The organism is Paenibacillus sp. 1-8, from assembly GCF_056316205.1.
The window spans coordinates 4,011,370-4,031,613 of the sequence record NZ_CM149995.1; the positions used below are offsets into that span (position 1 = coordinate 4,011,370).

Here is a 20,244-nt window from a genome sequence, read left to right on the forward strand (position 1 = left end):
GATCGCCTTGTTTTCACTGGTAACGGGAGCATCCCGGCGGGTTCAGCCCGCACTCCGAAATGAGCTTTCCCTACTGGATAAACAAATTTAAAACCTTTTAAACCTTTTAAACATACTCAATTCAGTATATCCGTGTCATTTAGCCATGTCAACGCGATTTCAGACAAGATACATACGGTATATGGACGAAATCAGATCGTTTTGCGCTTCACGTAATAAGCAAAAAAATGCTGAAGCGCCACCTTCAAGACCGCCATCACCGGAACCGCTAAAATTAACCCGGTTATTCCTGCTATTTCCCCGCCCACCAGCAGTGCGAAAATGATGGCAATCGGATGCAAATGCAAGGTTCGTCCAACCACCTGGGGAGAAATGACGTTACTTTCCAGTACTTGAATACAGGTGTTGACCACTGCGACCAGCAGCACCATTTTAAAGGAAACCGTAGAAGCCATAACAACCGCCGGAGCAGCCCCCAAAAAGGGGCCTAAATACGGCACGATATTGAACACAGCCACCACTCCTGCCAGCAGCAGCGCATAAGGCATGCCAATCAGCATATATCCGATATAGGCCATCACCCCGATAATGACGCACACCAGCAGTTGTCCACGCACATAGTTACCAAGCGCCTGATCAATTTCCTTGAGCACCGTTACAATGGCCTTGCGGCGGGATCGCGGGAGATAAGACACAATGGCCCGTTCGAACACATCGAAATCCTTTAAAATATAAAAAATGAGAAACGGCACAATGAACACATTGAACAACATATTGATCATCCCGCCGATGTTATCCATAAAAGCCGCAATGCCTGTAGCCATCCGATTTTCGAGTTGAAAAAACCACTGATTCATGCCCGAGCGTACCCCTTGGGGTAAAATACTTCCGTCCATGTTCGTCATTAATCCCTGTGCATGCATGGTCAGCTCGGGCAGGTGCTCATTCAGCTCATCCAGTTGTTCAATAAACATCGGAATCAGGTTCATCAGAATGACGACGAGGCTGCCCAAAAATACGGCATAAATGAGCAGAACAGCTACACTTCGAGGTACCTTGCGTCCGCCCAGCATATTGACTACAGGATTAAGCACATAGGAAATAATCATCGCCACCGCAAATGGCGCAATAATCGTTTTCAGAAAATCATACAGATGCAAAAACAAAGGCCGCAGCAGCCAGATAAAATACAGAATGACGAGTCCCAGCAGTGTCCATATTCCGTATCGGAACAGCCTGCTTTTCGTTAATTGCTCCATACCATGCCCCCTTACCGGACTAGCCTCTTTTAAGTATATGCCTGTACCTTTACTTTAATCCTTCCTGTAGATCTGAAGGCACCCAAAAATAACCATTGTAAAAAAATTATGAAAACGACTGAAAATGATTAACAAAGTGATTACGTCTGACGATATACATAAAAAGAACTATCTTAAATTTTCACATTTCTGAATCATCGGGGGTATTTTTATGAATTTGAAAATGAAGCTTATTCTCCTTTTTACCTGCATTGTTGTCGTTTCAGCAGGACCTTTGTCCGTGATTGCCCTGACAAGCATTAAAAATCAGGCTAACCATGATATCCAAGAGCTTATGAATAGCAAAGCCTCCGAGACCGTCAACCAGCTCGACGGATGGATACACGGAAACGCCAAAATTATCGAAACACTGGCTGCCGGGCTGCAATCCAGCAATATATCATCAGATGCCAAAGTGGCTTCACTGAAGGCAGCCTTTCAGAATTATAAAGATCAAGCTATTTCCAACATTTACGTAGGCTTTGAGGATGGAACATACTGGGGCGGCTCTGATTGGTTTGAAGAGGGTTATGATCCTCGCGTCCGTCCGTGGTACAAGGATGCCAAAACCAAGGGAGAAATATATTATTCCTCACCGTACATTGATGCAGGTAGCAAGGATTTCACCATCTCGATTGCGAAGCCTCTCAAGGATACGAATGGCTCCATCACTGGTGTAGTCAGCGAGGATATTTTGCTCAACGATATGACAAAAATGGTTAAAAGTATAAACCTGAACGGATTGGGCTACGCATTTCTGATTGACCAAAATGGAGTCGTGGTCGCGCATCCAGACAACAAGCTGGCTGGTAAAAATCTCAGAGATACGCCCGAGTTGGGGTCATCAACTGCTGCCCTGCTAAGCGCCCCTTCGGGAAAAGCCGACTACAACTACAATGGCAGTGATCGCCAGCTTTATTTTAAGAAAATGCCCAGTACAGGCTGGATTGTAGGTTTGTCTATTTCAAAAGATATTGCTTTTCAGGAGTATTACTCCACTCGTAATTATTTGCTCATTATCGTTGCTATTATCTTTGTCGTTGCTATGGTACTGGCGATCTGGGCGGCGAACAACTTTATCAAGCCGATTCGGAGGCTTCAAGCGAACGTCAAGCGGGTGGCTGAAGGGGATATGACAGCACGTGTGGATATTAAGGGCAAAGATGAAATTGCCAGCTTGGGTACGGATTTTAATATCATGTCGGATAATCTCTCTCACTTGCTGCGCAAAGTGGCAGATACGGCTGACGAGGTCTGCTCAGCTTCTCATGATATGCACCAGCACGCCAAGGATACCGGAACCATTGCATCCCAAATATCCAGTGCGGTTCAGGAGCTTGCCCAAGGAGCAAGTGATCAGGCTGAAGCTGTATATTCCGGCTCTGAAAAGCTGTCGCATATGACAGGCTCCATCGACCAGATCGGTGAAAGCGTCAAGCGAACCCAAGCCGCCGTGCTGGAAACGGACTCTGCCGTGCTGGCCGGGTACGAAACAGCGGAGCGTCAAGCGAAGCTTGCAGTCGAGTCCAGACAAACCACAACCGCTGTAGGTGAAGCTGTAGACTCGCTCACGTTGAAAACACAGGATATTGGACTGCTGGCGGGGGCCATCCATGATATCGCAACACAAACAAACCTGCTTGCGCTGAATGCTTCCATTGAAGCAGCCCGCGCCGGGGAACACGGACGCGGCTTTGCCGTCGTTGCCGGGGAAGTGCGCAAGCTGGCTGAACAAGCAGGAAGTTCCAGTGACAGCATCATGCACAAGCTGGAGGAAATCAAGGTTGCGGGACTGCGGAGCGCAGAGGAAATGAAGAAGGCTCTCGCTGTAACAGTAGAACAGGAGCGTGCGGCTACCGCAACGAGACAGGCGTTCGAGTCCATACGGGGAGCTTCTCAGCATATGCTTACCCAGATTGAGGACGTATCCGCTGCGGCTGGTCATCTCCGTACAAACGCCGGACATATTTCCGATGTTATTTCCAGCGTAGTCGCCGTATCTGAGCAAAGCGCAGCTTCCACCGAGGAGGTGGCTTCCTCCGTGCAGGAGCAAGGGCACTCCATGAACAATATTGCCGAGCTTTCCGCCAAACTTGACTCGCACGCAGACCTGCTGCTGGAAGAGGTTAAACGCTTTAAGCTGTAAAACACTTCTACCTAAAAGACAGATAAACAGCATGCTATACATCTAGACAGGAATCTACATGAAAAAGAGGGTGACTCCCAGGCTATTACAGCCATCGGGAGTCACCCTCTTCGTTATTCATCAAGCATGGCCTATCTGTTATCCGTTCATCTGCCGAACGGTATAGTCCACACCACATTAGATGGACTGCCTGTCCCTACTCCAGAGTGAACTTAGGAAGAAGCATGGATTTGCGGCAGGTCCTGCTGTGCCATGTCATCTCCAAAGAACAGGTCGTCCAGCGAACTGAGCGTTCCATCCTCTTCCACTTGGTAGACGGACATTTTTTCACCATTCACTTGAAGTTCGATGAAGCATCCCCAACAATAAAATTGATGGGAACCGATTTTGCCGATATCTTTGGAATTACAATTCGGACATCTCAATAAACTCACCCTATCCATTAACAGAATATATGGCTTTTTCCAAACGCTGCTCGCTTAACGGGGGCACCATAACAGCATTCTCCCCGATGGACATTTCTTCGGTGCAGGGCAGCCATTTCCGCCCTTCTATAATATCCGATACAAAACCATCGCTGATTTCCAAGCCTATTATGTTATTGCCCATTTCCTGGTCAAAATAAACATCCGAAATATGTCCGAGCATAAGCCCTTCCTCTGTAAGCACGGATAAATCCTTCAGTTTACCGGGTCCAAGCAAATACGTATGTTGTATACCATTGGCCTCCGTTTTACGGACAGCCTGCTGATTGCGAATCATAATCGCATCTTCGCCATAAGCGACGATGTCATCCCAAGCTACCATTTTCACTTGAGAAGAAAAAAGGCCCTTGCCCTCCAACTCGATCCCTGTAATTTCCCAATCAGCCGTCACCATAAAATCGTGTATTTTACCGACCTGCTTCCCGTCCTCAACATCAAAAACGGCAAGTCCGATCATATCCTGAAGCTTCATAATAGGGTGCCTCCTCATTCTGCAATCCGAACGGAGGTGCGGTCCTTTTCCTTCATGCGTGTCAGACCTTGGTTCCGTTCATGCAATGAAATGGAAAACCGCCCCTCCCTTCTATATAAAGTGCGGAGAAATCCCTAGTACTCAGTACGCAGCCGCTTCCATATGGTTTCAATTTTCTTGGCCGTGTATTCCATTTCTTCCGTAGTATTACCCAAACCGAAGCTAAACCGAATCGCTGATTTCAAAACATCTTCAGGAAGAACCATCGCCTGCAATACATGCGACACTTCCAAGGACCCTGATGTACAAGCTGAACCGCTGGCTGCTGCAATTCCTTCCATATCCAGATTCATCAGCATGGTCTCCGTACCGATAGCCGGGAAGCTGAGATTCAGAACATTCGGTAAAAAATGCTCAGGGTCGCCGTTGATTACAAAAGCGTCTCGGCCCAAAGTGTCTTCCAGTGCTTTGAGTAGCGTTTGGCGAAGATTCATATCGTGCGTCCAACGTTCCTCTATAGAGGTGCTGGCAAGAGAAGCTGCTTTAGCCAAGCCTGCAATCCCGGCAATGTTTTCCGTCCCTGCACGGCGTTTTTTCTCCTGTAGTCCCCCGTGCATCAAAGGCTGGATACGTGTACCCTGACGGATATACAAAGCTCCAACGCCTTGCGGGCCGTTAATCTTATGACCGGATACGCTAAGCAAGTCAACCGGAAGGCTCTGGCAATCTATCTGTATATGTCCGTAAGCTTGAACCGCATCCACGTGAAATACAATGCCATGCTCTCCCGCAATCTGCCCCACCTCATGGATCGGTTGAATTACGCCTACCTCATTGTTGGCATATATCATGCTGATCAAAAAAGTATTCGGTCGAATTGCAGCCTCTATATCCGCTGGATTGACGCGCCCAAGGCTATTGACTGGCACATAGGTCACTTCGTAACCCGCTTTTTCGAGTTCAGCGCAAGCATGAAGTACCGCATGATGCTCAATGGCAGTCGTAATGATATGGCCCGAAGTGCGGCCATCTGCTGTAGCCGTCCCGAACAGGGCCAGATTATTGCTTTCTGTCCCTCCGCTTGTAAATATGATTTCTTCGGGCTTGCAGCCCAAAGAGGCCGCAACGGCATCCCGCGCAGCGCTGACGGTGCGCTTGGCATCCCGACCAAAGGCATGAACGCTTGAAGCGTTGCCGAATTGGCCGGTCATGATGTCCATCATAGTCTGCGCAACCTCAGGATGCATAGGAGTCGATGCGGCATGATCCAGATAAATTCTGTTCATGTCAATTCACCTCAAATATAAAACATGTAGTTGTCCAATTCATCATGTTCCTGGTATGTGATCAAGTCCTTGAGCGTAGTGGAATCCAGCACTTCTGCAATACTGTCACGAATCCGTAGCCAGAGCTGACGCTTCGCCGGATCGTCCTCTTCAGTGAAATCCACTGGAGAAATCGGACCTTCCAATACACGAATAATGTCTCCAGCCGTTACACCTGCCGGTTCACCCGCCAGAATATAACCGCCGTAAGCACCACGGATACTTTTTACCAAACCTGCATTGCGCAAAGGCGCAATAAGCTGCTCCAGATAATGCTCGGAGAGCTGATTTTTCTCGGCAATACTTTTCAATGACGTCGGACCTTCACCAAACCTGGCTGCAAGTTCCATCATAATCGTCAGGCCGTAACGTCCTTTTGTTGATATTTTCAATTGTGCCACCTCACTTATAGTAACAATTCCGTTAAACACGCGGAATAACTGGTGTTATATACCTCTCTATTCCGATCTTAACCCTCAGCTTATGTTAACATATTAGGGCAGGTAAAGGGAAACTTTACGGTAACAATCTTAAAAAAAGTTGTTTTCAGGCGATTTGGAACGGCTTTGGCCCATTTTATGGAGCTTTCTCCCATCGTCCTCCGTGTCGTTGGATCATCCAGCCATCGTAACTTATTATCGTTTATGCTATAATAGGAGGGTTCTACAACAATATTGAAAGAATTGGGTGATGACCATGGCTAAAGCCAATCATGAAACCCGTGTCGTCGTCGGCATGTCCGGGGGCGTCGACTCATCCGTTACCGCGCTGCTGCTGAAGGAGCAGGGCTATGACGTAATCGGCATCTTCATGAAAAACTGGGATGACACGGATGAATTCGGCCGCTGTACGGCTGAGGAGGATGCGGAGGATGTACGCCGTGTCTGCGAGCAGATCGACATTCCTTACTATACCGTCAATTTTGAAAAAGAATACTTCGATAAAGTATTCTCGTATTTTCTTGATGAATATAAGGCTGGACGTACTCCAAACCCGGATGTCATGTGCAACCGCGAAATTAAATTTGGCGAATTTCTCAATAAAGCGCTGGATTTGGGCGCGGATTATGTTGCTACAGGACATTACGCCCGGGTTGTGGAGGAAGACGGTCGTTTTACCTTGCTTCGCGGTGTAGACAGCAACAAGGATCAGACCTATTTCCTGAATGCATTGAGCCAAAAGCAATTGTCTCGGGCGATGTTCCCTATCGGGCATTTGCCGAAGCCGGAAGTCCGCAAAATCGCGGAAGCTGCGGGACTGTATACAGCCAAGAAGAAGGACAGTACAGGCGTATGCTTCATCGGCGAGCGTAATTTCAAGGAGTTTCTGAGCGGATATCTGCCTGCTAAGGGCGGAGACATGGTGGATATCGCTACAGGTGAAGTCAAAGGACGCCATGATGGTCTGATGTACTATACACTCGGCCAACGGCAAGGCTTAGGTATTGGCGGCTCCGGTTCAGGCGAACCGTGGTTCGTAGCTGACAAGGATCTGGAAAAGAATATTTTGTATGTGGTACAGGGTGACCGTCACCATAGCCTGTATTCTACCAGCCTGATCGCAACCGACGTAAACTGGATAGCGGGCATGGATACGCGTCCTTCCGGTGAATTTCGTTGTACAGCCAAGTTCCGTTATCGCCAGCCTGATCAACAAGTGACTTTACAATGGCTTGAGGACGGAACCGTACACGTCGTATTCGACGTACATCAAAAGGCTATTACGCCCGGACAAGCTGTCGTATTTTACGATGGCGAACGGTGTCTGGGCGGCGGAACCATTGACAAGGTTGAAAAGCTCCAGCCTGAAACGGTTTAAATGAATGCCCGTTTCGCGTTGGCATAAGTATTTAAAAAGAAGGCGTCTCTCCTATTTGTGGAGGGATGTCTTTTTTATGAAAAGATGCTCTTTTCTCCATTTGGGTATATGATGTAGACAAGAAATCATACTTCAATTGAAAAGGAGCGTGCCTCTATGTCTGATTCATTGGGAATGCTGACGCCGGGTAAGAAGGTTTCTTTGAAAGAGTGGGACCCCAAGGATACGAAGGATATCAGAAATAAAGAAGAAATTCAGCAGGAAACAGATCAATTGAAGGAACGTTTCGCGGTATTACAAAGCAAATTATTTACGGAAAAGAAGCAGGCGGTTTTGTTTGTATTCCAAGGTATGGATTGCAGCGGAAAAGATGGAGTCATCAAGCAGGTATTTTCCAACCTCAATCCGGCGGGTGTGACAGTCCACAGTTTTAAATCGCCTACAGCCGAAGAATTAAGTCACGACTTCCTGTGGCGTGCCCACAGCGTAACCCCGGGGCGGGGATATATCGCGGCGTTCAACCGTTCTTATTATGAGGATGTGCTGATTACACGTGTTCACGGTCAGGTATCCGACAAGCAGGCCAAACGAAATATTAAACATATCAAACATTTTGAACAACTGTTGCTGGATAGCGGTGTAAAGGTCGTCAAAATCTTTTTACATATTTCAAAGCAATTCCAGCTGGAGAAGCTGATCGACCGGATTGAAAAGCCGCATAAAAACTGGAAGCTTGATCCGAGTGATTTGCAGGAACGTAAATTTTGGAAGCAATATACCCAATATTATGAGGACGTACTCGAATTAAGTGCAACCAAGCAGGCTCCGTGGTATGTTGTTCCTTCGGATAACCGTTGGTACAGGGATTATACCGTGCTGCGAATTGCCGTCCAAACGCTGGAGGAAATGAAGCTGTCCGATCCTGAACCAAGACCGGAACTGGAATCCCTTTTGCCTGAGCTGTATAAAGAACGGGATAAAAAATAGCTTCGCAGGCACAGCACTCCATCATATGTTCAATTAACACACCGAATAAAAAAGCTTCCGAAACCTTACTTAAGGCTGAAAATGCCGGGGGTAGGGATTCTGGAGGCTTTTATTGCGTCAACTAACCCCATACCCTACAGCCGCAGCTACAACTCCTACCACCACCGAAGACAGCACATACACAGCCGTACGCCGATATTCTCTACGCTCCATCAGTTGGAGAGATTCATACCCGAATGTTGAAAAGGTGGTATAGCCACCACAAAAGCCTGTCCCTAGCAGTATCCAAAGTGCAGGAGACAGATTGTGCTGCGTAAATTCGCCGTACAGCCAGCCGAGCAGCAATGAACCGCTGATGTTAATGATCCATGTTCCCCAAGGAAATGCGGTGCCAAACCTTTTTCCAGCCCACATGCCAAGCCCGTATCTCGCCAATGTACCGACCATTCCACCTGCCGCCGCCCACCAGATCATAAGCTTCCCTCCTTGGGGGCAGCTTGCGTCATTTTCGTGCCCAGACGAATACCTGTCCATGTCAAAAACAGACCTCCACATACACTGAGCAACAGATACAACACAGCCGTAAGCGCACGATCATGAACCGTCAGACGCACGGCATCCACTGCAAAGGTGGAAAAGGTTGTAAAGCCCCCAGTAAAGCCTGTTCCGATGGCAAGTCGCCAGCGAGGCTTGATCCGCCACGACCGCAAAGTTACCGTAAAGAACCAGCCGAGAAACAGACAGCCGATCCAATTAATGAACAGCACGCCAAGTGGAAAATCGGCCCCTGCCGCAGGCAGCAATGTTTGTACACCGTAACGGGCAGAGGTTCCGAGCGCTCCTCCTGCCCCGACGAATAGCACGTCTTTCATCTTTATGTCCCCTTCTTCACTCTTGCAGTATTCATAGTGTAACCATAACAGTGGCTAAACCTTATCTTACACACTACGTATATCCGTCTGCTGCATATATTTTACGACTGTGAATCCCGCCACTGCTGGTTTTGTCTGATTTTCGACTCATTCCCCTGCTCTGTAGCCTGGTAAAAGGTCCGGTTTGCTATCGAATCAGGCAAATATTGCTGTTTCACATAATGATTCGGATAATTGTGCGGATATTGATAGCCGACATGACCGAGCTTCTCCGAGCCTTTGTAATGTGCATCGCGCAAATGCAGCGGCACCTCAGCAGATTTAATGTCGTCCATAGCCGACATTGCCCGTGAAATCGCCGTATATACGGCATTCGATTTTGGGCTCTCCACGGCGAACAAAATAGCCTGCGCGATGTTCAGCTTGGCCTCCGGCCAGCCGTTATTGCGATAAGCTTCAAGCGCACTCACTGCCTGCACCATCGCCTGCGGATTTGCCAGGCCAATATCCTCGCTGCTCGCCGCGATGAGGCGGCGAAGAAAGGTCATCGGGTCCATACCCAGCTTCTCCACGGCGTACAGAAACCAGAACAGCGCCGCGTCGCTGGAGCCGCGAATGCTTTTATGAAAGGCGGACAGCACGTCATACTGCGTAGACTCGTCTGCCTTGACAATCGGGCGGCGAATGGATTCCTCCGCGACTTCCAGCGTCACGTGAATCGTGCCGTCTGCCAGCGGAGGCGTCGTGAGCGCCGCCAGTTCCAGCGCGTTCAAGGCGCGGCGGATATCGCCGTTCGCCATGGACGCGATGTGATCCAGCGCAGCTTCGTCCACCTGAAGCTGCATATAGCCGAGCCCCTTGTCCGCATCGCCCAAGGCGCGGCGCATGGCTGCCAGCGAATGCTCCTGCGTCAGCGATTCGAGCTGAAACAATGTAGAACGGCTCAGTAAGGCGCCGTTCACATAGTGAAAGGGGTTTTCGGTGGTGGCGCCGATAAACACGATCGTACCCTTTTCCACCGCAGGCAGCAATGCATCCTGACGCGAGCTGTTGAAACGATGTACCTCATCGAGAAACAGGATCGTCTTTTTGCTGTACATAGATTTATTCGTTTGTGCGCGGTCAATGACCTCCCTCACGTCCTTCACTGACGCTTCCACTGCATTCAGGCGGACAAATTCGCCTTGCGTGTGTTGTGAAATGATATGCGCCAGCGTCGTCTTGCCACATCCCGGCGGCCCATACAGGAGTATGGAAGAAACCTGATCTGCCTCTATAGCTCTACGCAGCAGCTTGCCCGGACCAACGACATGCTCCTGTCCAATATATTCGTCCAGCGAAGTCGGACGCAGTCGGTCAGCAAGCAGCCGATTGCTTGGCGTCGAATCCTGGGAATATGAAAATAAGTCCATTTTATTCACTTCCTTATGGTGATATGAGAGAACACTCTACCCCTGCGGGGTCCATATACATCGTGTTCGCCCATGCGGTGAAAACCCTGAAAATTCAAGCGATCTATCCTCCTAAAAACGGTATGAACCGCCTTTTATTCTACCATACCCACAGACAAGTTGCAGATAGCACAGTCACGGCATCGCTATATATTTACATACCTGCAACCTGGCAAGCAAAAGAAAGAACAGCCGAACGAAAGATAAATTTCGCGGCTGTTCTTATTACTGATATGACATATGACTCCCATGATGTTCGCCATTATGGTAGCTTAAGCAGTTACTTCACCTGTTCCTGTACATAACTCGGAAGCGCACCCTCATGTAACAGCCACAGCTCATGCAGCGCACGGGTACAGCCCACATACAGCAGCTTGGCATCCCATGCCCGTTCTCCATAATGCTCATGGTCGGCATCCGCCACAATGACTGCGTCGAACTCCAGCCCTTTGGACAGGTACACAGGCAGAACGGACAAGCCGCCTTCGTATTGCTTTTTACCGCCGTCAATCAGATTCACATCTAACCCTGCATTCGTAAAAGCCTCATGCAGCTCCACAGCTTCCTTCAAGGTACGTGTCAGCACAGATACAGTGCGATATTCCTTGGAAGAAAGCTCTTGCAGAGCGGTCAGCAAACTCTGTTCACGCCCTGATGTACCATATGGCAGTGTACGCACCGGATCGCCGCTACGGAATACCGGAACTGCCGTAATGCCGCCGCGAACCCCCTGCTCCAAAATCGTATTTGCAAATTCTATAATTTCCAAGGTCGATCTATAGCTCCGCGTAAGTGCAAAATACCCCGTATGTTCCGGCGCAAAAAGAGAACTCATTTCCTCCCACGCATGTACACCACGGTATTCGTGAATCCCCTGCGACAAATCGCCAAGTATGGTAAAGGAATGCCCTTTTACGAACAAATCGAGCAATGCGATATGAAAAGGTGAAAAATCCTGTGCCTCATCAATGACCACATGGTCAAAACGCTGAGATGATTCTACCTCATGAATCAGCACATGAAGATATACCAACGCAGTAAGATCCTCTTCGCGGATAACCTGTTTACGCAGATCCGACTGTGTGGTCTTAAAAATAGCAGCAGGCAAAGAAGCCTTCAACTCCGCAGCCGTGTCTGCGGGTAATCCTTTTGCTGCCTGAAAAAGCTGCTTGTAAAGCGTCAGTGCGTCATATTGTGGCCATTTTTTAGCATATGCCTTCTCCCGGGGTCCCGCTTTTTTCTTACGTTCCTTGAGCGCAGCCGCTGAGGGGGACTTTTTCAGCTCCATTTCAATCCAGCGATGGACTCTTGCAAGTACGCGTTCTTTTCGCTTTGCAAGCGGATAAGGCCTGTATTCCTCATTAAACCAGTTCAAAATCTCGGCTCGCGGAAGCACCGTCCCATCCCATGGTGAAAAATCTCCCTCCGGCACCGAAACAGGCTCCAGCCGTTCCACAAAAGCTTGAAGCAGCTTCATAAAGTGAATCGAACCCTTGAATCGCCCCGGCGCCTCATCCATGGATTCCGTTCTGAGGCTGCCGCTCTCAAACCAATAAGCTAACGTTTCAGCAGGATCAGCTATAGGTAAATCCAGACCCAACAGGTTAAGCGCCCAGTCCGCAAATGTACTTTGCTGAATATTTCCGACCCCCAGCTCTGGAAGTACATCTGAAATATAATCGAGAAACATATGGTTCGGTGCAAAAATAACCATCTTGTCCGCCGTTACTTGCTCCTTGTATTGATACAGCAAAAATGCGAGACGATGCAGCGCTACCGTCGTCTTGCCACTACCCGCTACCCCCTGAATAACGAGGGCTGTATTTTTAGCTGCACGGATGATTTGATCCTGCTCCGCCTGAATCGTAGATACGATATCCCGCAATCGGTTATCCTTATTTTCTCCCAGACGATAGACGAGAAATTCATCGGAAACCGCAGGCTCGTCGCTTTCACGGTTGTACGTATCAGCTACCCGTTCTAGTATTCTTTTACGAATAACAACGTTGCGCTTTAGATACACCAAGCCCTCAATCGTTCCCTCAGGAGCTTCGTAGGACGCGGTTTCTTCACCGCCTGTAAAAGAATAAAACAAGCTGGCAATCGGCGCGCGCCAATCAATCACAAGCGGATACGCAGACGCTTCCTCACGCTCCACTCCAATTTTGCCGATGTAAAGCGGCTTACGCTGTCCCCTGCCACGTTCGTCAAAATCCATACGTCCGAAATAAGGCTCCTGTGCGCTTTTTGCCAAAGCCTGGCGTTTTTCCTCCCGCCCGGATTCCAGCACCTGCTCCGTAAAATCATGCCCCGTGTACACCGGCGTATTGCGAAGCCGTTCCAATCTGCGATCAATTTCCTCCATAGCAAGCGACAGCCTGTGCTGTTCTTCTTGATAGGCACTTTGAAACCCGTTCTCCATTTCAGTTACCTCCTAAGAATATCAAGTCTCGATTTCTGCATCCCATTCACTTGCTCCGACACAAAAAAAGGAAAGTAAGCGTAACATATTTAACCACAAAAATCCAATCTTATTTCCTAATACGCCTGTTTTCATATATGAAATACTTCTTATTAAACACGTAAATCAACATAGCTTCATTCACAATTATTTCTTTTCATAAAAAAAATCCCTCTTACAGCAGTAGGTTTTACGAATGAACCTGTCTGTTGTAAAGGGAACATATCACTTTAGGGACAGCCCTTCTTCATTAAAATGGATCGGCTATGAACCACATTGCCGTTATATTGCAGGTGGCGCCAGACATAAATATTCCAGCATGATTGTGACTGCCAGTAAATCAGCAGAGCCACCAGGACTAACATTTTTTTGCACAAAATCATCGTTCATTTGATGAATCATGGCGACACCTCTCTCTGACAAGATACCGCCCGCCTCTAGCACCTGCTTGGCATATTGCTGGACATAGGTTAGCATCTCCCTATCGTGTCTACCAACGACATTCGTATCTTCGTTGACAACCATCAGTTGTAACAGGGTTTGAACACAGATATCATTCACATGGTATCGTTGCGATGACTTCAACTCACGATAGACGGGCAGAGCATATTCTCGTACGGTAGGAAAGCCTGCTTCCACCTCGCCACGTATGCCCGTCATGCCCCACTCTTTATACAACCGTTCGCCGACCGTTAAGCCTGTTGATTTTTTCAGGGATGCAAGCTCACTCGCACATAAACCTTTGGTCATCTGAGCAATGGTCTCACAAATGACTTGTTCATCCAGTCTGCTAGCAGCTGCTCGTGTCGTACAACAATACGCGGCGGCGGCACAAATAATTCCTAGCGAAAAAATAAGACCTTTATGTGTGTTCACCCCGCCTGTTGCGGCAAACATAGCCTGTTCGGCTTCCTGTCCCAAGGGGCGCAGATTCGCAAATAGTATACGAAGATCCTCTCCATGAAACGAACCTCCCGCCTGTGTACATCTTTCAAAATAGCCGGAAAGTGCGACCGCACTAGACATAAACGTAAAGAAGTCCATATCCTTGTGAGCACCCCGATTAAACCGATCTACCAGTCCCGGCTTTGGGCTGGCGGAGACCTCTGTTAGCAGCGCAAGGACAGCTTGTTGACCAATGCTTTCACATAATAAGCTTGTTGCAATCATACATACCAACAACCTTCTTCCCTGATTTTTTAATGAAGATGAACGATTATGCTCATTTGACTACTTGATGCTTTCACGTATAACTGTCCACCAGTGCTTTGATAGCTTCCAGCAATTCGGGAAGTGCATGTGCTCTACTCCGTCCGCATACATGCGCAGCCTGCTCGCACATGAGACATTTTCGCTTGCCCAAGCCAAGTTCAGCTCTGGAGATTGCCCTTCCATTGGGTCCAATCACATCCAGATCCAGTAATCTTCCTAGTGGATGCCCATCTTCAATCGCAATGACCAACTTTTTCAATATTCGCGCGTCTGCCTGAACGGCAACATATGCTTCTGGGCCTGTTAGCAGATCATACGCTTCACTGTGCAGCGGTGTCATTGGGTTCACCGCCAGCTGACTCAGCAAGATACGATAGCCTTCTTGAAAAACGTATTTACTTGTTGGAGAGGACTTCTGTGGTCCTGGGATATTGATCGTCATGCTGATCAGAGGTACCGCGTACCTGCGGATCAGTTGTCTTTGTCTATCTGCCCGGTTTTCGCGTGCCTGTAGCATTTCTTCAAGGGTAACCTCATACGAATACATGTTATGACATCTCCCTGATCCGCCTGATGATTTCTCCAGCTTCCACTGACAATAAAAACTGATAGGTCGTGTCCGGTACAAGCTGCTTCACTTTATCCATTTGGCCCAGACGGATATATTTGCGGACCGCAGAGGCGCTGATGGCATCCCTTTCCCATAGCAATCGCGGTATTTCCTCTACGTCTATTCCAACGGAAGGCAGTAATTTTTTCATGATCGTGTTGTACCTGCGGGTCAAGACACAGCTTGGCTCCTGACCGATATACCGTTTTTGAATATTTAGCAACGGAGCTATATACTGGCTAAATATTTTTAAATCTAGTGATATATGCGTACTTGCTGCCTCTTCATCATTTTTGAGGAAGTAAGAAGGAAACGTTGCGCCCGAGATGATATAGTCTTTGCCTTTGTGCACGATCACATTGGCCAAATGTCTCACGCCTTCTTCCACTAGTCTATATCTGACATCTGATGGAAAAATGGATCGGTCCTCCCAAACTACAAAAAGATGCACCTTTTCCCAAGCCGCCGCTGCATGCTCGATTAAGTGCAGATGTCCAAGTGTGAATGGATTACAGTTCATGACAATCGCAGCCGAAGGCACGAGATCGCCCGATTCCTGCAAAAGCTCTTGCTGATACTGCCGGACACCATCCCATCGGTTTTCCAACAAGACAGCCTTGGAGGGTTCCTCCACGACTGGATAGAAGCCGAGATCCTTGAAAATTTGTTTATTTGCTGGTTTTGTATACATAAACAGGTGAGCCCTTCCCCGCCTGTATTCTTCATTTACTAAATGGCTAACAATTTGTGCCGATAGCCCCTGGTCTTTATAAGCTTCATCCACAGCAATGCACTTCAGTACACTGCCTGAAAAGGAACCCGTAGCGGCAATGTCGCTGCCATCTACAATTTCCATCGTATATTCAATTTGATGGTCTATTCTAAGACCTTGGCGCTTGAGGAAATCGCGAAGCTTTCTTTGAGCGTCTTCAGAGGTTGGATTTAAAATCTCTTCACGCAAATGTTCCATCCACATAGCCATAATGATCACCGTTTTTCTGCATGGAAGTCAGAATAAGTAGAATGACGCATCCCACACTCTGCAAGCGAAAGGATAAGATGCGCATCCTGTTTATTTATTCTGAAAAAACAATGTCTTTATTTTCTTACAACACCGCTTTGTTCTGCGACGATTTTTACTGCTTTGCTAACTGCTGCACTTACACTTTTGTCAATCGCATCTGGAACAATATAGGCATCATCAAGCTCCCCGTCTGTTACCAGATCTGCGATGCTTCTGGCTGCCGCTAATTTCATTTCCATCGTGATGTCCGTGGCCTTGGCATCAAACGCGCCTCTGAAAATACCGGGGAATGCCAGCAGGTTGTTGATTTGGTTGTGAAAATCCGATCTGCCGGTCGCAACAATTCTTGCTCCGCCTTTGTGTGCTTCCTCCGGCAAAATTTCTGGAATCGGATTGGCAAGGGCAAAAATGATGCTTTCATTGCTCATGGTTTGCACCATTTCTTTTGTCATCACATCTGCAATCGATAAGCCGATAAAGATGTCCTTGCCTTTGATGACTTCTGCAAGGCTGCCTGTTTCTTTATCACGATTCGTCAGCTTGGCGATTTGCTGCTGAGGTTCATTGAGAGAGGTGTCGCCTTCGACCAAGGCACCATTAATATCGCAGAGAACGATACGCTTCGCTCCTGCAACAAGCAATAGCTTGGCGGTGGCAATACCCGAAGCTCCTGCTCCATTGATGAGGATGCGCACATCCTCCATTTTTTTGCCCACAAGTTTCAAGGCATTAAATAACCCTGCAAGCACAGCAACTGCCGTTCCATGCTGATCATCATGATAAACCGGAATGTTCAGTTTTTCTTTTAATTTGTCTTCAATATAGAAGCATTCCGGCGCCTTGATGTCTTCAAGATGAATGCCTCCAAAACCTGGGGCTATCACTTCAACCGTGCGCACAAACTCGTCTGGATCCGTGCTGTCGATACAGATAGGGAACGCATTCACCCCACCAAATTCTTTGAGCAACAAGGCCTTGCCCTCAATGACAGGCAGCCCTGCCTCAGGGCCAATATCCCCCAGACCTAGCACTGCTGTCCCATTCGTCAGAATCGCCACGGTGCTCCCTTTAATCGTGTATTCATAGGCTTTGCTCTTATCTTTGGCGATTTCCTTACATGGCTCGGCAACGCCAGGTGTATAAGCTATCGCTAAATCCTCTTTACTTACGACCGGTACTGTCCCTGCAATCTCCAGCTTACCGTTTCTTACGCGGTGTGCCTGTAAGGCGGCTTCTTTTATACTCATAAGTTTGTTTGTACTGAGCAGCTGCTCAATACTTCCTCCTCCTGGTTTATAATTTTAGCGTCCTTGTTTCACTTGACGAATTACATCAATTACAGAACCATCACGATATTTGATAACACCCACAATTTTATCTTCCCATTGAATCGGCTCTGGTTTGCCGACAATCCGCGTAGCCTTCTCTTGCAACTCTTCGATCGTGAAGACAGAGAGCTTGGCGGCTTTGAAGCTAGCCAGCAGATCCTGGCGGAGAGGGTTCACAGCGATGCCCTGATCGGTAACCAGTACGTCAACCGTATGACCTGGTGTGATAATGGTATTTACACGATCAAGAATGGCAGGCATTCTTCCGCGAATCAGCGGAGCGACGATGATCGATACTGCAGCACCTGCGGCAGTGTCGCAGTGTCCGCCGGAAGCTCCACGGATGACCCCATCGGACCCGGTAATTACGTTCACATTAAAATTCAGATCAATCTCCAGCGCACTCAGCACAACAACATCCAGTTGGTGAGCAGCGCAGCCTATATTTTCAGGACTTGCGTAATATTCCGCACAAATTTGTTGATGGAATTTGTTCTTTCTCAGCGATTCTACGGCACGCAGGTCGAAGCTCTGCACGTCCAAAAGCTTTTCAATCAATCCTTCTTCATGCAGGTCAACGATTTGTTGGGTAATACCACCCAGTGCAAAGCTTGCTTTGATATTGGCGGCAAGCATTTTTTCCCGCAGAAACCTGGTAGTTGCAAGCGCAGCACCCCCGGAGCCGGTTTGCAATGAGAATCCATCCACGAAATATCCGGATGCTTCAATCACATCTGCCGCGTTTTTGGCAATTAACAGTTCCTTCGGATTCTTCGTGTAACGGGTAGCCCCTGAGACAATCCCCTTCTGATCACCGATGCGATCCACGACGACCACATAATCCACCTGGGTTTCAGGAATGGCGAATGGAGTGTTCGGATAGGAGACCAACTGGTCAGTGATCATCACAACATTGCGCGCATATTGTGCATCTACCATGGCATAACCCAGGGAGCCGCATGCCGATGGAGCTTCGTTTGCGCTGGAAGTTCCGTTTGCATTGCCGTATGCATCGCAAGAAGGAGCGCCCAAAAAGGCTACGTCAATCGGGCATTCCCCTGATGCAATCGCTCTTGCGCGACCACCGTGAGAGTTAATCGTCACCGGAATATCAAACCATCCGTAGGAATATGCCTGAGCCAGCTCGCCTCTAAGGCCACTGGTCTCGATTCTGCGGATGACACCGTTTCGCACATGCTCTACCAACGGCGCATGAATATCCGTCAAGGAGCTGGCTACCAGGACAAGATCACGAATACCCATTTTGGCGATTTTATCCATAACCATATTCACGATAAAGTCCCCGTTGCGGAAATGGTGGTGGAACGAGATCGTCATCCCATTACGCAAGCCTGTAGCCTCAATGGCTTTCTCCATCGAATCCATGATTTTGTTTTTGGCAGGATTTTGCTGGCGTTCTTTTAACCGTTCTGTATTTTTAAATTGCCCGTAAGTCGATTTGCGATCAAAGGGAGTTATCGCATCAAGTCCCTCAATAGCTAAAGGAATTTCTCTCCCAGCACCGTTAAGCATAACATTCACCTAACTCTACGTTTATTTTTGCCGCTTCCGCCAGGTCAAGCACTCTACGCGCACGTTCTACAATCGGACGGTCAATCATTTTACCGTCGAGACTGATCACACCTGAGCCTTTTGCCTCCGCTTCGAGACTGGCCTCAATGATCCGCTTTGATTTTTTGATCTCTGCTTCTGTTGGCGTATAGATGCGGTTTACAATCTCGATCTGACGCGGGTTAATAATAGATTTGCCATCAAAGCCTAGCTGTTTGATCAGCTTCACCTCGTTCGCAAAGCCTTCCTCATTATTTACATCCGAGTAGACTGTATCGACAGCAGCAATGCCAGCAGCTCTTGCCGCAAATAATATAAGGCTTCGTGCTGTCAATAGCTCAATGCCTTCTGGCGAGCGCGTTGTCTTCAGGTCTGTGACAAAATCCTCCGCTCCGATGGCGATACCGATAAGCCGCTTGCTGGCAACCGCAATTTGTGCCGCATTCAATGCGCCCATGCCACTCTCAACCGCTGCAAAAAGCTTGATTGTCCCATGCTCCATGCCGATCTTTTGTTCAATTTTGGTAATCAATTCATCCGCCTCAATCACGTCATCGGCGGTCTCCGTTTTCGGCAATCGAATGGCAGTTGGCTTCGCTCGTACAATCGCTTCAAAATCGTCTCTGCCATACGGCGTATGGAGTGGGTTTACCCTGACCAGCACCTCAATGCCCCCGAAATCAAAGGTTTTCAAAGCTTGGTAAACCAGCAAACGCGCCGCATCTTTTTCGTATAGGGAAACGGAATCCTCAAGGTCGATCATAATCGAATCTGCCCCATAGATATGGGCGTCCCGGATCATCCCTGGGTTATTCCCTGGAACATACAACATGGTCCTTCTCAGTTTCTGCATCTATTCCGCCTCCCATGGTCGGCAGTCACCCTCGACCACTCTGCTTACGGCTGTCATTACTCTAGCCTTAATAGCACAATCCAGTGCGCCTTTATCATTCGCGCGGACATATGCATGCTCAATGCCCATTCCTTGTAATGTTTCGAGAATCACTTTGCGAATCTGGTTCCCAAACTGATTCTCTACGGTACTTTTCAACTCGATTTCAATACCTTTCGTTCCGTTCGGCTCAATGGAAATCGTAATATCACTTGATTCCAGTGTACCGGCCATGCCTACTTGCTGAATAATCAATGTCTACACCTCTTTTGCCAATTGGATGGTAGATAC

At 48.2% G+C, this 20,244-nt stretch carries 19 protein-coding genes; 3 read left to right on the plus strand and 16 right to left on the minus strand.

Going from position 1 to position 20,244, the window contains the following annotated elements:
* Positions 1 to 191: 191 nt before the first annotated feature.
* Positions 192 to 1,259 (minus strand): AI-2E family transporter, encoded by a 1,068-nt coding sequence (locus AC0WRU_RS18350; RefSeq protein ID WP_476125859.1) that lies wholly within the window; start codon positions 1,257 to 1,259, stop codon positions 192 to 194.
* 211 nt (positions 1,260 to 1,470) lie between these two features.
* Here AC0WRU_RS18350 and AC0WRU_RS18355 point away from each other — a divergent pair, with 211 nt between their 5' ends.
* On the plus strand, positions 1,471 to 3,444 hold the full coding sequence (locus AC0WRU_RS18355) for a methyl-accepting chemotaxis protein (protein ID WP_476125860.1): 1,974 nt from the start codon (positions 1,471 to 1,473) through the stop codon (positions 3,442 to 3,444).
* Between the two features lie 212 nt (positions 3,445 to 3,656).
* Here the strand turns inward: AC0WRU_RS18355 and AC0WRU_RS18360 are convergent, their stop codons facing one another.
* From AC0WRU_RS18360 to cymR, 4 genes are all read right to left on the minus strand, one after another.
* Complete coding sequence (locus AC0WRU_RS18360; protein ID WP_025682187.1) at positions 3,657 to 3,869, minus strand: hypothetical protein; 213 nt, start codon at positions 3,867 to 3,869, stop codon at positions 3,657 to 3,659.
* A 10-nt stretch (positions 3,870 to 3,879) separates the two neighbouring features.
* Complete coding sequence (locus AC0WRU_RS18365) at positions 3,880 to 4,401, minus strand: PRC-barrel domain-containing protein (protein ID WP_476125861.1); 522 nt, start codon at positions 4,399 to 4,401, stop codon at positions 3,880 to 3,882.
* Positions 4,402 to 4,535: 134 nt separating this feature from the next.
* The gene (locus AC0WRU_RS18370; RefSeq protein WP_476125862.1) at positions 4,536 to 5,687 is read right to left on the minus strand and encodes a cysteine desulfurase family protein; all 1,152 of its coding nucleotides are present in this window, start codon (positions 5,685 to 5,687) and stop codon (positions 4,536 to 4,538) included.
* A gap of 11 nt (positions 5,688 to 5,698) precedes the next feature.
* The gene (gene cymR, locus AC0WRU_RS18375; protein ID WP_014282941.1) at positions 5,699 to 6,118 is read right to left on the minus strand and encodes a cysteine metabolism transcriptional regulator CymR; all 420 of its coding nucleotides are present in this window, start codon (positions 6,116 to 6,118) and stop codon (positions 5,699 to 5,701) included.
* A gap of 304 nt (positions 6,119 to 6,422) precedes the next feature.
* Here cymR and mnmA point away from each other — a divergent pair, with 304 nt between their 5' ends.
* Together mnmA and AC0WRU_RS18385 are read left to right on the plus strand one after the other, a co-directional pair.
* Positions 6,423 to 7,544 carry a tRNA 2-thiouridine(34) synthase MnmA gene (mnmA, locus tag AC0WRU_RS18380; RefSeq protein ID WP_476125863.1) on the plus strand — a complete coding sequence of 374 codons (1,122 nt, stop codon included), beginning with the start codon at positions 6,423 to 6,425 and terminating at the stop codon, positions 7,542 to 7,544.
* Positions 7,545 to 7,700: 156 nt separating this feature from the next.
* Positions 7,701 to 8,531, plus strand: coding sequence for a PPK2 family polyphosphate kinase (locus AC0WRU_RS18385; protein WP_476125864.1), 831 nt, complete (start codon positions 7,701 to 7,703; stop codon positions 8,529 to 8,531).
* A 117-nt stretch (positions 8,532 to 8,648) separates the two neighbouring features.
* Here the strand turns inward: AC0WRU_RS18385 and crcB (AC0WRU_RS18390) are convergent, their stop codons facing one another.
* The 11 genes from crcB (AC0WRU_RS18390) to citD all read right to left on the minus strand — a co-directional run bounded on the left by crcB (AC0WRU_RS18390) (position 8,649) and on the right by citD (position 20,208).
* The gene (crcB, locus tag AC0WRU_RS18390) at positions 8,649 to 9,005 is read right to left on the minus strand and encodes a fluoride efflux transporter CrcB (RefSeq protein WP_476125865.1); all 357 of its coding nucleotides are present in this window, start codon (positions 9,003 to 9,005) and stop codon (positions 8,649 to 8,651) included.
* Complete coding sequence (crcB, locus tag AC0WRU_RS18395; RefSeq protein ID WP_025682181.1) at positions 9,002 to 9,403, minus strand: fluoride efflux transporter CrcB; 402 nt, start codon at positions 9,401 to 9,403, stop codon at positions 9,002 to 9,004. The genes crcB (AC0WRU_RS18390) and crcB (AC0WRU_RS18395) overlap by 4 nt, the downstream gene beginning before the upstream one ends.
* A 101-nt stretch (positions 9,404 to 9,504) precedes the next feature.
* The gene (locus AC0WRU_RS18400) at positions 9,505 to 10,815 is read right to left on the minus strand and encodes a replication-associated recombination protein A (RefSeq protein WP_476125866.1); all 1,311 of its coding nucleotides are present in this window, start codon (positions 10,813 to 10,815) and stop codon (positions 9,505 to 9,507) included.
* A 319-nt stretch (positions 10,816 to 11,134) separates the two neighbouring features.
* Positions 11,135 to 13,276, minus strand: coding sequence for a HelD family protein (locus AC0WRU_RS18405; RefSeq protein WP_476125867.1), 2,142 nt, complete (start codon positions 13,274 to 13,276; stop codon positions 11,135 to 11,137).
* Between the two features lie 321 nt (positions 13,277 to 13,597).
* Positions 13,598 to 14,485 carry a triphosphoribosyl-dephospho-CoA synthase CitG gene (gene citG, locus AC0WRU_RS18410; RefSeq protein WP_476125868.1) on the minus strand — a complete coding sequence of 296 codons (888 nt, stop codon included), beginning with the start codon at positions 14,483 to 14,485 and terminating at the stop codon, positions 13,598 to 13,600.
* A 73-nt stretch (positions 14,486 to 14,558) separates the two neighbouring features.
* Positions 14,559 to 15,074, minus strand: a complete 516-nt coding sequence (gene citX, locus AC0WRU_RS18415) for a citrate lyase holo-[acyl-carrier protein] synthase (protein ID WP_476125869.1) — start codon at positions 15,072 to 15,074, stop codon at positions 14,559 to 14,561.
* A 1-nt stretch (position 15,075) separates the two neighbouring features.
* Positions 15,076 to 16,119: a [citrate (pro-3S)-lyase] ligase gene (gene citC / locus AC0WRU_RS18420; protein ID WP_476125870.1), complete on the minus strand. Its 1,044-nt coding sequence runs from the start codon at positions 16,117 to 16,119 to the stop codon at positions 15,076 to 15,078.
* Between the two features lie 116 nt (positions 16,120 to 16,235).
* Positions 16,236 to 17,408 carry an NAD(P)-dependent malic enzyme gene (locus tag AC0WRU_RS18425; protein WP_476125871.1) on the minus strand — a complete coding sequence of 391 codons (1,173 nt, stop codon included), beginning with the start codon at positions 17,406 to 17,408 and terminating at the stop codon, positions 16,236 to 16,238.
* A 54-nt stretch (positions 17,409 to 17,462) separates the two neighbouring features.
* Positions 17,463 to 19,022 (minus strand): citrate lyase subunit alpha, encoded by a 1,560-nt coding sequence (gene citF, locus AC0WRU_RS18430; protein ID WP_476125872.1) that lies wholly within the window; start codon positions 19,020 to 19,022, stop codon positions 17,463 to 17,465.
* On the minus strand, positions 19,015 to 19,914 hold the full coding sequence (citE, locus tag AC0WRU_RS18435) for a citrate (pro-3S)-lyase subunit beta (RefSeq protein WP_476125873.1): 900 nt from the start codon (positions 19,912 to 19,914) through the stop codon (positions 19,015 to 19,017). Before citE ends, citF begins: the two co-directional genes overlap by 8 nt.
* A complete protein-coding gene (citD, locus tag AC0WRU_RS18440; protein WP_025682173.1) occupies positions 19,915 to 20,208 on the minus strand; it encodes a citrate lyase acyl carrier protein in 294 nt (97 codons plus the stop codon).
* Between the last annotated feature and the right edge of the window lie 36 nt (positions 20,209 to 20,244).